The organism is Aestuariivivens marinum (assembly GCF_022662175.1).
Taxonomy (GTDB): domain Bacteria; phylum Bacteroidota; class Bacteroidia; order Flavobacteriales; family Flavobacteriaceae; genus Aestuariivivens; species Aestuariivivens marinum.
Window position 1 is genome coordinate 445233 of record NZ_JAKMCR010000002.1, and the last position, 14027, is coordinate 459259.

Sequence of the window (14027 nt, forward strand, 5' to 3'; positions counted from 1 at the left end):
CTTAGCGAATCTCTGCTACCAAAAATGAACAACCTATTAACTTCATTTAAAAAGATTACTGCTTGCTCATGAATTACAATCCAAATAATAATGTATCTTTGCCGGCTGAAACTCAGAAGTATAAAATATTGCTTTAAATTTGAGTTTTATAAAAAATTCCTCAGGGTGAGGATGTGTTACGGGAAGTTTTGGTTTAAGTATGTCGATTCGCTTCTTTATGTAACACTACATAATAAATCGCATACATAACACAAGAATGAACACATTCCAAAACTTAGGTCTTAATAAAGACCTACTACAGGCTATTACAGATTTAGGATTTACAACCCCTAGTGAAGTACAGGAAAAAGCCATCCCCGTTTTATTAAATTCTGAAACCGACTTGGTAGCCTTAGCCCAAACGGGGACTGGAAAAACAGCCGCTTTCGGTTTTCCTATGCTCCAAAAAATAAATATTGAAAGCCGAACCACACAAGGGTTAATCCTATCTCCTACACGTGAACTTTGCTTACAGATAACCAACGAAATGAAACTTTACGGTAAATACTGTAAGGGTTTAAATGTGGTTGCTATTTATGGTGGTGCCAGTATTACCGAGCAGGCCCGTGAAGTAAAACGGGGTGCACAGATTATTGTAGCAACACCAGGTAGAATGAAGGACATGATTAGTCGTAATTTGGTAGATATTTCTAAAATAGAATATAGCGTTTTAGATGAAGCTGATGAAATGCTAAACATGGGTTTTAAGGAAGATATTACAGATATTTTATCACACACTCCTAAAGATAAAAACACTTGGTTATTTTCGGCCACCATGCCTAATGAAGTAGCGGCTATTGCGAAAAACTTTATGCACCAGCCACAGGAAATTACGGTTGGCAAAAAAAATGAAGGTTCTAGTCAAGTTTCACATGAGTATTATTTGGTAAATTCCAGAGATCGTTATCTAGCCTTAAAACGATTGGCCGATGCCAATCCAGATATCTTTTCAGTGGTTTTCTGTAGAACTAAAAGAGACACCCAAAAAGTAGCCGAAAAATTAATAGAAGATGGTTACAATGCTGGAGCCTTGCACGGTGATTTAAGTCAGAACCAACGTGATTTGGTAATGAAGGCCTTTAGAAACAATCAAATACAAATGTTAGTAGCAACCGATGTTGCCGCTCGTGGTATTGATGTAGACGATATTACACACGTAATCAATTATCAACTGCCCGATGAAATTGAAACCTACACCCACCGATCGGGCCGAACAGGACGTGCTGGAAAAACCGGGGTTTCCATGGTTATTATTTCCAAAAGTGAAATACGTAAAATAAAAAGTATTGAACGCATCATAAAAAAGCAGTTTAATAAAAAGGATATTCCCAATGGTATGGAAATATGTGAAGTGCAACTCATGTCTTTGGCCAATAAAGTGCATAACACTAAAGTTAACCATGATATAGACAATTACTTAGGAAAAATAAACGACCTATTTGAAGACACTACAAAAGACGAACTGATTAAAAAATTCTTTTCAGTAGAGTTTTCACGTTTTTATAACTATTACCAAAAAGCACCTGACTTAAATGCATCTGAAAGCTCTAAAAGTAATGACGATGATCGCCCTGTTGGAAATTCAACCCGTTACTTTATTAATGTTGGTAAAAAAGATGGGTACGATTGGATGAGTTTAAAAGACTTTTTAAGGGATCTCTTAGAGCTTGGTAAAGACGATTTATTTAAGGTTGAAGTAAAAGATAGTTTTTCATTTTTTAATACTGAAAATGAATTACAAGAAAAAGTACTGTCATTTTTTACCGACTTTAAATACAACGGACGCTTTGTTAATGTAGAAGTTTCAGAAAACCGAGGTGGTGGCGGTGGAAGAAAGCGAGACAGAAAGCGAAGCGGTGGCAAACGTGACGGAAAAAAAGGTGGTGGATTTAAAAACAGATCTGAAAGACGCTCAGGCGAAGGCAAATCGAAGTCAAGACGCTCTAAATCTAACGATTTTGCAGCTTCCAGACCCAGACGTTCTCGCAGATAGAGGAACTTTCTTGCCATAGTTAAGGAAAACCACCTCTGTAAGTTTCAAGACAATCCTTGGAAATATTTAAATCTCAATTATGATGTAAATTTGTTAATTTTAAGTCAAAATAAAAATTGTTGGTACCCTACTAATTTTTTCTTTAGTACTTTTATAACGCAATAAGTAAAACCATGAAATGAGCCATAACCAAACTTGACACCCCTCGAGATGATTATTGGCAAATTACATCCCTGCGCTGAGCTTATCTAAGCGTGAGGATAAAAAACAATAAAATTTAAACAGATGAAACATTACCTACTTCTTATTATTTTTCTATTCACTTCTGCTATACTTATAGCACAAGAAGAAGGAAAAGCTGTAGGAGTGGTAATTAATGTAACAGGTGGCACCCCATTAGAAAATGTAAATATTGTTAATCTAAATAAGGTTATTGGAACCACAACCAATGAAAAAGGTGAATTTGCAATTAAGGCCAAAGTTAATGATACACTACACTTTTCGTATTTAGGCTTTAAATCTATTAAAGTTAGGGTTACTAGTGATTGGTTGAAATTTGGTAACGCCAAAATAGAATTGACCGAATTGGCATTAGCTTTGGAAGAGGTCGTTGTAAATCAACTAAGACTTACAGGATATCTGGAAGTAGATATCAAGCAAGTACCCATTATTAACGACAATTACCGCTACAGTATTTCAGGGTTGCCCAGCACAGGTTATGAAGCTAGAAAACCTAGTGGTGTAAATAAAATACTAGGCTCTATATTTAACCCTGCCGATTTCCTACACCGTATGTTTGGAAAGAAACCCAACGAACTGCGTAAGCTAAAAAAAATGAAGGAAGATGACGAAATCCGTAATTTATTGGCTACTCGTTTCGACAGGGAAATGCTAACAGTTTTACTTCAGGTGGAACGTGTAGATTTAGATGAAATAGTTAGCCAATGCAACTATTCTAAAGGATTTATCAAGACTGCTAATGACCTTCAAATTCTTGATGCCATTAGCGAATGCTATGAAGAATATAAGCTGTTAAGCAGAGGTAGAAGCAAACGCCTGTAAGAGTTTCTTATTTATTAAAAAATGCTTAAGATCAGTAAAAACTGAGGGAAAAACCATTTTTAACCAAATACATATTATTCCTTAACAACAATAACAGTAGCTTTAACACCTGTAGCTAAGTTCCATTGATTATGGGAAACCACAATTCCTTTATCGTCTATGACCTTAAACTCTGCTGTATTCGGCCCAGATTCACCTTGGTTTAATGCCAAAAAATCAATTTTATTAAACCCTTTCAATAAGTTAAGCTTAAAACCCTTAAACCCTCCAGTGAGATAAACCCTAGCATGAACAATATCGTCGTTAACCAATACCTGGATAATATCACCATCGGTATAACCATGGTCACGGTAAACCACGTTTACAAACTCGGCATCACTTTTAAAATCCCCAAAATACTGGTCGGTAGTGCTCCCATTACGGCGTTCAATTTCTTCCTTGCTAAGTTTTAAATCCGCTATATTGTTACTTATGCGCTTTTGGTACAATTCCCCAGGGTTACCAAATTCTTCTTGCGGAAACATAGAAAACTCCTTTTCGGGAAAATCTAACAGCGGTGCTGTTTTGGGTATATTTAGAGCATTTGAAGGATTTATTATAGGTTTAGATGGACTTAATGTTACTGTTTCTGACGAATCGGTTTTGCTTTCTTCAGTACCAACAATTTTAAGCTTCTTCTCAGTATCAATTTGAGCAGCTAATGATAGTGTGAAACACATTAATATAAAAGTAAGGCCAAATTGCTTCATTTTTTTAATACTGTCTTTTCATTTCTCGCTTTGCAAAAATAAAATCCATGTCAAAGATATTTCATTATCAACAAAATTCTTAAACTACACACTAATTTTCAGTATATCTTAACAAAAACCATTCCTAAACCACCACATATTACATCAAAAAGCAGCTAGATTGCATCAACAAAATGTTAAAAAATGTTAATTATGTACTTTGCTATACATAGTACTGTAACAAAAGTAAAGTTTTGTCGTCTATATAGTATAAATCAATTAAAAAACGAAAAACAATGAGAACTTTAAACACAAATCAGTTATCAAGTACATTACCTAACAGTAAAAGTTACAGTTGGAACAGTAAAAGACGTTACAGATAAGTAACGTCTTTTTAAAAACTTTCATCAATCAAAAAACATCAAATACTATGAACTCAGTTATTAAAATTTCCAGGCACAGAAATAAATTTGTAGAGGATTGTTTAATACATACCCGTCAATTTTTGCACCTTTATCATCAAGATGTAATTTGGAAAGGTTCTAAGCGCTATGCGCACTAAAAAGAACCTCTAGTTTTAATGGTATTGTTTTTGTGATTTGTTTAACAACTCACATAAAAAACACATACTATGAGACACTCTAGATTAATGCCCGAAGTGAATGCGGGTTCGATGGCAGACATTGCCTTTTTACTACTCATCTTTTTCTTGGTAACCGCAACCATTCCAAAAGACCAAGGTATTAACCGAAAATTACCCGCCTTTTGTCCAGACGGACAAATCTGTGAAATTGACATAAATGAGCGTAACATTTTACGTATAGCCCTTAATAACAAAAATGAACTTATGGTTAATGGAGAAACCATTACCATTGAAGAACTTAAGGATGTCACAAAGGCCTTTTTAGACAACAATGGTGATGGTAGCTGTACCTACTGCAATGGGGCTAAATTAGAAATCTCATCGGACAATCCCGACAAGGCCATTATATCACTACAAAATAGTAAGTATACTAGCTATAATCAATATATTAAAGTTCAGGATGAATTAACCTTGGCATATTTTGAGTTACGACAAGCTTATTGTGAATCTATATTAAAAAAATCCATCGACAACATTAATAATGAAGAATTGAAAGCTGTAAAAGAGGCCTATCCTTTTATACTTTCGGAAGCGGAAACCAAGTAAAAAAGAATCATTTATGGTTTTTTAGGAATCCCATAAGCAATAGTCACCTTTTTTCTGCCCCATTGTTTTGCTGCCATAACATTTAATCCCATATAAATATCTATGCGGTTTTTCCATCGGTAATGCATTTTATCCTTAACAATATAGATACTATCCAGTCCTTCAATCTTAACTGGTATATTATGGCTTAACCCTTTTTTCAATAAATCCCTTGAAACGGCGATATAGTGATTACCCGGAACTAAACTATCTCCAAAAGCCGTAATATGTGGATCTCCATCAGTTTGAGAGCTTAACGAATTATACGCTGTTGCGGTGACTTCAATAGTGTGCCAATTATAATTTGCATAGGGGTCCTTTTTTTTACAGCTTATCAAAAAGAAAGCAATAGATGTTGATATGATTAAGAATCTAATCATATTATAATTATAACCATATTAAATAAGACAAGTAAACACTTACTTTTAGTCTCTCTTTTTAAATCCATAAAAAAGCTGCTTAAAAAAAGTTTTAGGCATTTTATAATCATCATCATACCCAAGTGTAATCTTACCACTCGCCTCTGGAATATAGTTGGTTTTAAATAGGTAATCCCATAGACTTAGACTTATACCAAAGTTAACACCATATTTTTTGTTCTTAGGTAAAGTATAGGCATGGTGGTATAAATGCATCACAGGATTATTAAAAATATACTTCAATGGCCCATAAGTCAATTTAACATTGGAATGGTTTAAATGTCCAATAGTTATGGCAATGAAGTGTACTACATAAGCCTGATCGGGTTCAAAACCGCCCAAAAGCATTACAGCAAAAACCTTAAGAGGTTTATAAAAAATATTTTCCATCCAATGGTATCGCAAATGAGCTGCAAACCCCATTTCTTTTACCGAATGATGCACCTTGTGAAACCGCCAAAGCACGGTATAACGATGTAACAACACATGAGTAAACCATTGAACAAAATCCAATAACACAAAGAAAATGAGCAATTGGATTCCTTTAGGTAAATTGGATATATCGATGAGTGCTATGGATTTCATCGTGATCCCAAATTGGGAAAACACGACTTCCAAAACCTTATAAACCCCACTAATGACTATGGCGAAAATGAAGAAATTAAAAAACATATAAAAGGCGTCCAACCAAAAGTCCTTTCTAAACATAGATTGTTCCTTACGCCATGGAAACAACAATTCTAAACACCAAACACCAATTGAAATAACTATTAAGCCCCAAAAGTAATTGGTATACCAAGGCACATCAAAAACAATGGATCGCCAAGTCCAATCTATGGTGCCCTTAAATGCTTTAAAAAAAATATCTAAGTAATCCATCCCTAAACTTTTAGTATGTCAATAATAATTTTAATGCCTCTTCAAATCTATCTTTTGGTAAATACTGTTTTTCCAACTGAGTTGCAAAAGGAATTGGTGTTTCTATGCTGGCAACCCGTTTAACTGGTGCGTCAAGGTATTCGAAACAGTTCTCCATAATCATTGCCGATATATCACTGGCTATGCCCCCAAATAAAGTATCTTCATGGGAAATAATTGCTTTACCTGTTTTTTTTACAGAAGTAAAAATCGCTTCTTTATCCAATGGCTGGAGTGTTCGCAAATCAATGACATCGGCTAAGATATCAGGATTGTCATCTAATGCCTCCAAAGCCCAATGTACAGCTGCTCCATAGGTAATTACGCTAATCGCTTTACCTTCCCTCAAAATAGCTGCTTTTCCAAAAGGTAAAGTATAATAGTTGGTCGGTACATCTTGTTTAATTGTTCTGTATAAACCTTTATGTTCAAAAAACAACACAGGATTAGGGTCATTGATTGCTGTTGCTAAAAGGCCTTTGGCATCATAAGGAAAAGCTGGGTATACCACTTTTAATCCTGGAGTTTTAGTAAACCAAGCCTCATTGGTTTGTGAATGGAACGGCCCTGCACCTACTCCGCCTCCACAGGGCATCCTAATGACCACATTGGCCAGCTGTCCCCAGCGGTAATACGATTTTGCCAAATAGTTGACAACGGGGTTAAATCCAGACGATATAAAATCAGAAAATTGCATTTCAACAACACTTTTCATATCAGCAATAGATAGGCCCATTCCCGCTTCAATAATTGTTGATTCACAAATAGGCGTATTACGCACCCTGTCTTTACCAAATTGCTCTAAAAATCCTTCAGTTATTTTAAACACACCACCATATTCGGCAATATCCTGCCCCATAATCACCAAATCGGCATGCTGTTCCATACTTTGTCTAAGTCCCTGGGAAATGGCATCTATAAATCTAATATCTTGAGTTTCATTTCCTATTTCAACCTCTATATATTCAAAAGGCGCATAGACGTCCTTTAATTCCTTTTCCAAATCAGGTTTAATAGGTTCTTCTTTAAAAGCAATCTCTAAATGTTCATTAATTTCAAAAACCATTTGCTCCTTGATCAAGACTATATCTGATTCGGTTAAAATCCCTTCCTCCTTTAAAAAGGATTGAAAATTCATCACCGGATCCTTAGCTGCCCAAAAATCCATCAGTGACTTAGGAACATACTTTGTACCACTAGCTTCCTCATGCCCGCGCATTCTAAACGTCTTAAATTCCAATAAAATGGGACGTGGATTTTTACGCATATCCTCAGCAAATTCAGAAACTTTTGTGTAAATATCTATTATATTATTGCCATCAATAATATGGGATTCCATACCATAACCAATAGCTTTATCGGCTAAATGTTCACAACGAAACTGCTCACTTGTTGGGGTAGACAATCCATAGCCATTATTCTCGATACAGAACAACACGGGTAATTGCCAAACCGAAGCTACATTTAAAGCTTCATGAAAATCACCCTCACTCGTTCCCCCTTCACCAGTAAACACAGCTGTTACCTGCTTTAGGTTTTTTAATTTTGAAGCCAAAGCAATACCATTGGCAACACCTAATTGAGGTCCTAAATGGGAAATCATTCCCACAATTTTGTATTCTTGTGTACCGAAATGAAACGAACGATCCCGACCATTAGTAAACCCATTAGCTTTACCTTGCCATTGTGAAAAAAGTCGGTAAAGCGGAATGTTTCGAGTAGTAAACACCCCTAAGTTTCTGTGCATAGGAAGTATATATTCATCGTTTTGGAGGGCTAAAGTTACTCCTACAGCTATGGCTTCTTGACCAATACCAGAAAACCACTTACTAATCTTCCCTTGCCTCAAAAGAATAAGCATTTTTTCTTCAATCAATCTAGGCTTGAGTATGTTCTTATAAAGCAGAATTAATGCTTCAGAATTTAGATTTTCAGTGTTATATATAATCGTTTCCGGAATCATCAATACGATTTGAGTTGCTTTTTTTGAGTATATCAAATATAATACAAATTCACTCGCAGTTATAGCACCCAGTGATTAGTTATCAATAAACTTAGCTATTTTATCACATCTTGCATAGACAACAAAATTATAGAAGAAATCGCAATAACTATTATCATAACAACCAAAACAATAGCCATGTTTTTGTATTTTTGTAACAACCACATTTTTAATCAAAATGCTTATGAATACTATTCCTAGTGTTAATTTATCAGATTTTATTTCAGGTAATACCGAAAAAAAACAACAATTTGTAGATGCCATTGGAAAAGCTTACCAAGAGATTGGGTTTGTGGCTTTAAAGGGTCATTTTTTAGATGATAAATTAGTTGAGAATCTATACAAAGAAATTAAAAATTTTTTCGATTTACCTATTGAGGTAAAACAAAAATATGAGATTCCAGGTATTGGTGGACAGCGTGGTTACGTTTCCTTCGGAAAAGAAAGCGCCAAAGGAAAAAAGGAAGGTGACTTAAAGGAATTTTGGCATTTTGGTCAATATGTTGAAAATAATCCAGAACTTGAAAAGGAATATCCTAAAAACGTTTATGTAGAAGAACTGCCCAAATTTAATATCATAGGCAAGGAAGCATATAAAATGCTCGAAAAAACAGCAAAATATGTTTTACGGGCTTTAGCGTTACATCTCAATTTAGAAGAGACCTATTTCGATGAGTACATTCACAATGGCAATTCTATTTTGAGGCCCATACACTACCCTCCTATTATCCAAGAGCCTAAGGAGGCTGTTCGTGCAGCTGCTCATGGAGATATTAACCTAATCACTTTATTAATGGGAGCTCAAGGTCGCGGACTGCAGGTCCAAAACCATAAAGGCGAATGGATTGATGCCATAGCCGGGCCCGATGAGCTAATGATTAATGTAGGTGATATGTTGTCCAGACATACCAATAACAAACTAAAATCTACCATTCATCGCGTTATAAATCCACCAAAAGAATTATGGGGCACGTCAAGGTATTCTATTCCCTTTTTTATGCATCCCATAAGCGATATGAAACTGGATGTTTTAGACAGTTGTGTGGATGAAAATAATCCCAAAGCCTATGAAGATATCACGGCAGGGGAATTTTTAAATGAACGCCTCATAGAACTTGGGCTTATCAAAAAATAAGAAAATGGATTTACAGGACCAGTTGAAAAACCTATTTCCAGATCATGTCCCTGATGAATCTCCCGAAGCGGTTTCAGAAGATGACAATCTATGGATACAAGATGATCCCATAATATGCAAATACGAAAAACGAAAAGGCAAACCCATTACTATTCTTGAGGGCTATACAGGATCAAATGAAGATTTTAAGACTTTAGCAAAGGATATTAAAACCCAATTGAGTGTGGGTGGTAGTTTTAAAGATGATAAGATTATTATTCAAGGGGATTATCGCGATAAAATCATGCAAATACTAAAAGACAAAGGTTTTAAGGTAAAACGTGTTGGAGGATAATTTTTTAGTTTGCAGCTGGCAGTCGCAGTATCCAGTTAGATTGATGGGACTGAAATAGATTATATCTCATGAAACCTTAAACTTTAAACATTGAAGTCCCTAATAACTATTAACCAATAACTTATTAACTTAAAAAATGTCCATAAAACATTCTGAACTCATCCTAAATCCAGATGGCAGCATCTACCATCTTAACCTAAAACCTGAGCATATTGCTGACACCATTATTTTAGTTGGTGATCAGGACCGAGTGGAAAAAATTTCCAAACATTTCGATACTATTGAATTTTCAACTCAAAAGAGGGAATTTAAAACCCATACCGGTTTTTATAAAGGAAAACGTTTATCGGTTATTTCAACAGGGATTGGTCCAGATAATATTGATATTGTTTTAAACGAACTGGATGCCTTGGCAAATATTGATTTCGAGACCAGAACAGTTAAAAATAACCTCAAGACTCTTAATTTTATAAGAATAGGTACCTCCGGAGCCCTTCAGGAGGATATTCCTGTAGATGCTTTTGTAGCTAGTGAATATGGGCTTGACTTAAATGGTATGCTTCATAGTTATCAAACCAGCGACATTACAAACCCAAAAATAGAGAGTGCTTTTATACAACATACCCAATGGCCCAATTTTAAGGCAAGACCATTAATCATAAAATGTAATGAGACCTTAAAAAATCACATGATAAGTGATCAAACACACCAAGGCATCACCCTAACGGCTATAGGGTTTTATGGGCCACAGGGACGGGTTTTAAGATTACCCCTTCAGGATGAAGCTCTAAATTCTAAAATTCAGACATTTGATTTTAACGGATTACGTGTCACCAATTTAGAAATGGAAACTAGTGCTATTTATGGCTTATCCAAATTAATGGAGCATAAGGCTTTATCTTTAAATGCCGTTATTGCTAATAGAGCCCTTGGTACCTTTAGTGAGCATCCGGGTAAGACCATTGAAAAGCTTATTTTGTATACTCTGGATCGACTTTCAAGTATATAAAATAACGGGTGACAAAACCTATACTAAAACGATAACGATATCTGTTCAGTGATATCCTGAATCTAAAGACTAACAGATACCTGATACAGACAAATGTTTACCTGTTAAACTAGTCTCTAATAACTTTTACTTTCCTTGTTTAAAGTTTATTTCCAATAAGACTATAATAAAAGCTTTAAGAAATTTTTAATTAGCATTTTATAAAAAGTATGACTTCATTATTTTAACATCCCTTTGAAATCTTCTTTTAAACTAATTAATTCTACGCTTAAACCATAAAACGAAGTTAGTTATCATTTTTTTTTTAATTTTAAATATCTCTTAACTTAATCCTTATTAGTCCTTATGAAAAAAATTACATTTCTGATTTCTATATTTTTATTGACCTTTAGTTATTCGATGGTTGGTCAGGCCCCTGACAATGATTTACCTTGTGGAACTTTACCTGAACTTACTGTTAATTTGAGCGAAACCTGTACCAATGAGATTATAACTTTTACTGGAAATGAAACAGATTCAGGTTTAGGTTTACCTACCTGTATATCCAATCCTGACTGGTACAGTAGAGATTTATGGTTTAAATTTACTATGCCTTCCAAAGGCGCTGTTCGTATAATTACTTCATTTAATAATGATAATATTTATGACTCTGGAATTGAAATTTTTACAGGTGGAGATTGCAGTAGTTTAACCTCTTATGATTGTAATGATGATGGTAATCCAAATGGGGGTAATGATGAATTTTTCTCTCAAATTGATATTGCTCAACCAGCCTCTTCTGTGGTTTATCTTAGAGTATGGGATGTTGATGATGTAGGAGCCGGATCTATGAATATTTGTATTTATGAAATTGACCCTCCTTTAGTTACTGATAACGATGAATGTTCCTCAGCTAATGACTTAGCAATTACAAGTGATTGCTCTTCTCCTACATTAACGACTAATTTACAATCAACCGATTCAGCAGAAACAAATCCAACCTGTACTTCTTTTTATGAAGGTAAGGATGTATGGTATAAGATAACATTAGATGACAATGATGATTATGAAGTTACCATTGAAACTTCAGAAGATTCTGGATCCCCTGTATACGATACAGGGATAGCTGTATATTCAGGTAATTGTGGATCACTTACTGAAATTGGATGTGATGATGATGGAGGTAGCAATTTATTTTCTAAAGTTGTTTTATCCAACAGAAGAAATGAAATTTTATTTATCCGTGTCTTTATGGTTGACATTGCTCAAACTGGCACATTTAATATTTGTGCCTCTGCGACGGGAACTTTAAATACTGTTGATAAGGATTTAAATGACTTTAAATTATTTCCCAATCCGGCTCAGGATGTGGTCAACCTAAAGTTTACACAGTCATCAAGTTCTAAGGTGGATATCGCTATCTACAACCTCCAGGGGAAACTGGTCCAAGCAGTCTACAAAACACCTAACAATCAAAATGCGGCATTAAATATTGCTCATTTATCTAGCGGTATGTATTTCGTGAAGCTGAATGATGGTACCAACGAGGTCACTAAAAAATTAATGGTCCGATAAGCCTCGAATGTTTATAAAAAGCAGCAAGGCTCTAAAGTTGATTTAGAGCCTTTTTTTATCTAAAGCTTAACCAGGCGTTTGAATCCTGATCTCGTATCCTTATAGCTGATCCTAAGCAGGTACAATCCTTGTTCAATACCTTCCAATCGCTCCATTGTTATACGGCCCTGTATCGCCTCCTTCTCTTCATGCCTGATCATCTTGCCGGTAATATCATATAAAGTGATCCTGAACGTTTCATTGCTCAACTGCACAGGCAACTGAATGTTAATCACTGCATTGAATGGATTCGGTATAATGGACACCTCCTTAAAGGTAAATTCGGCATTGTCGAGTCCTTCACAGGCATCGCCTATACCATCAGTGTCGGCATCGGCTTGATCTGTATTCGAAACAGTCGGACAATTATCAATACAATCAGGTACCCCATCACTGTCAGTATCTATAAAACCTTCGTCCGTTTGGCCGTTGCAGTCGTTGTCCTTGGCATCACAGAGCTCAGGTGCATTTGGATAAACGGTGTCGTCAGAGTCGTCGCAATCGGTGTTGTCACTGACATAACCTATAGGTGCCGAACAGGACTGAATAGTGGAAGCCGCATCGCCGTAGCCATCACCATCGGCATCGGCATAATAGGTATTGGTTACTCCTTCATCCGTCTGGCCATCGCAGTCGTTGTCCTTGCCGTCACATATTTCAATGGCATTAGGATTTATATCTGGATCAGTATCGTTGCAATCTCCTTCATTTTCCGTAAAACCATCACCGTCATCATCAATATCAGCTGAACTGTCCAAGGTTGCCAGGTTACAATCGTCGTCCTTACCATTATCCAATATTTCCACCTCACCGGGATTCACATTGGCATCGGTATCATCACAATCGGTGTTGTCACTGACATAGCCCACCGGTGCCGAACAGGCCTGGGTGGTGGATGCCGCATCCCCATAGCCATCACCATCGGCATCGGCATAATAGGTCGTGGTCACCCCTTCATCGGTCTGGCCGTCACAGTCGTTGTCCTTGCCATCGCAGAGTTCAGGTGCATTTGGATAAACGGTGTCGTAAGAGTCGTCGCAATCGGTATTGTCACTGACATAGCCCACAGGGACCGAACAGGACTGGGTAGTAGATGCCGGATCCCCATAGCCATCACCATCGGCATCGGCATAATAGGTCGTGGTCACCCCTTCGTCAGTCTGGCCGTTACAGTCGTTGTCCTTGCCATCGCATATTTCAATGGCATTAGGGTTTATATCTGGATCAGTATCGTTGCAATCTCCTTCATTTTCCGTAAAACCATCACCGTCATCATCAATATCAGCTGAACTGTCCAAGGTTGCCAGGTTACAATCGTCGTCCTTACCATTATCCAATATTTCCACCTCACCAGGATTCACATTGGCATCGGTATCATCACAATCTGTATTGTCACTGACATAGCCCACCGGTGCCGAACAGGCCTGGGTAGTGGATGCGGCATCCCCATAGCCATCACCATCGGCATCGGCATAATAGGTCGTGGTCACCCCTTCGTCGGTCTGGCCATCACAGTCGTTGTCCTTGCCATCGCAGAGTTCCGGTGCATTTGGATAAACGGTATCGT

Annotated in this window: 12 protein-coding genes and 1 pseudogene; 7 read left to right on the plus strand and 6 right to left on the minus strand. The window is 36.5% G+C overall.

From position 1 onward, the window contains the following. Positions 1 to 256: 256 nt before the first annotated feature. Positions 257 to 2032 (plus strand): DEAD/DEAH box helicase, encoded by a 1776-nt coding sequence (locus tag MR053_RS09265; RefSeq protein ID WP_223550718.1) that lies wholly within the window; start codon positions 257 to 259, stop codon positions 2030 to 2032. Positions 2033 to 2317: 285 nt separating this feature from the next. Next, a complete protein-coding gene (locus tag MR053_RS09270) occupies positions 2318 to 3094 on the plus strand; it encodes a carboxypeptidase-like regulatory domain-containing protein (RefSeq protein ID WP_242132162.1) in 777 nt (258 codons plus the stop codon). Positions 3095 to 3168: 74 nt separating this feature from the next. Here MR053_RS09270 and MR053_RS09275 read toward each other — a convergent pair whose 3' ends face one another. Then, positions 3169 to 3843: a hypothetical protein gene (locus MR053_RS09275; protein WP_242132163.1), complete on the minus strand. Its 675-nt coding sequence runs from the start codon at positions 3841 to 3843 to the stop codon at positions 3169 to 3171. A 610-nt stretch (positions 3844 to 4453) separates the two neighbouring features. Here MR053_RS09275 and MR053_RS09280 point away from each other — a divergent pair. Next, on the plus strand, positions 4454 to 5011 hold the full coding sequence (locus tag MR053_RS09280) for an ExbD/TolR family protein (protein WP_242132164.1): 558 nt from the start codon (positions 4454 to 4456) through the stop codon (positions 5009 to 5011). Between the two features lie 11 nt (positions 5012 to 5022). On the opposite strand, the gene MR053_RS09285 is transcribed toward MR053_RS09280, so the two are convergent. The 3 genes from MR053_RS09285 to MR053_RS09295 are packed head-to-tail and all read right to left on the minus strand — an operon-like array spanning position 5023 to position 8350. Further along, positions 5023 to 5430 (minus strand): 3D domain-containing protein, encoded by a 408-nt coding sequence (locus MR053_RS09285; protein ID WP_242132165.1) that lies wholly within the window; start codon positions 5428 to 5430, stop codon positions 5023 to 5025. Positions 5431 to 5475: 45 nt separating this feature from the next. Continuing rightward, positions 5476 to 6348, minus strand: coding sequence for a sterol desaturase family protein (locus MR053_RS09290; protein WP_242132166.1), 873 nt, complete (start codon positions 6346 to 6348; stop codon positions 5476 to 5478). 10 nt (positions 6349 to 6358) lie between these two features. Next, the gene (locus tag MR053_RS09295) at positions 6359 to 8350 is read right to left on the minus strand and encodes an alpha-ketoacid dehydrogenase subunit alpha/beta (RefSeq protein ID WP_242132167.1); all 1992 of its coding nucleotides are present in this window, start codon (positions 8348 to 8350) and stop codon (positions 6359 to 6361) included. Between the two features lie 223 nt (positions 8351 to 8573). Between MR053_RS09295 and MR053_RS09300 the strand changes: the two genes are divergently transcribed. The 4 genes from MR053_RS09300 to MR053_RS09315 all read left to right on the plus strand — a co-directional run bounded on the left by MR053_RS09300 (position 8574) and on the right by MR053_RS09315 (position 12421). Next, positions 8574 to 9524, plus strand: coding sequence for an isopenicillin N synthase family dioxygenase (locus MR053_RS09300; RefSeq protein WP_242132168.1), 951 nt, complete (start codon positions 8574 to 8576; stop codon positions 9522 to 9524). A 4-nt stretch (positions 9525 to 9528) separates the two neighbouring features. Next, positions 9529 to 9858 (plus strand): translation initiation factor, encoded by a 330-nt coding sequence (locus MR053_RS09305; RefSeq protein ID WP_223550703.1) that lies wholly within the window; start codon positions 9529 to 9531, stop codon positions 9856 to 9858. A 136-nt stretch (positions 9859 to 9994) separates the two neighbouring features. After that, positions 9995 to 10867 carry a nucleoside phosphorylase gene (locus tag MR053_RS09310; RefSeq protein WP_242132169.1) on the plus strand — a complete coding sequence of 291 codons (873 nt, stop codon included), beginning with the start codon at positions 9995 to 9997 and terminating at the stop codon, positions 10865 to 10867. A 345-nt stretch (positions 10868 to 11212) separates the two neighbouring features. Next, entirely contained in the window at positions 11213 to 12421 is a 1209-nt protein-coding gene (locus MR053_RS09315; RefSeq protein WP_242132170.1) for a T9SS type A sorting domain-containing protein, read from the plus strand. A gap of 59 nt (positions 12422 to 12480) precedes the next feature. Here the strand turns inward: MR053_RS09315 and MR053_RS09320 are convergent, their stop codons facing one another. Both MR053_RS09320 and MR053_RS14055 read right to left on the minus strand, forming a co-directional pair. Continuing rightward, complete coding sequence (locus tag MR053_RS09320; protein ID WP_242132171.1) at positions 12481 to 13950, minus strand: MopE-related protein; 1470 nt, start codon at positions 13948 to 13950, stop codon at positions 12481 to 12483. 9 nt (positions 13951 to 13959) lie between these two features. After that, positions 13960 to 14027, minus strand: a pseudogene (locus tag MR053_RS14055) (MopE-related protein); the annotation flags it as partial.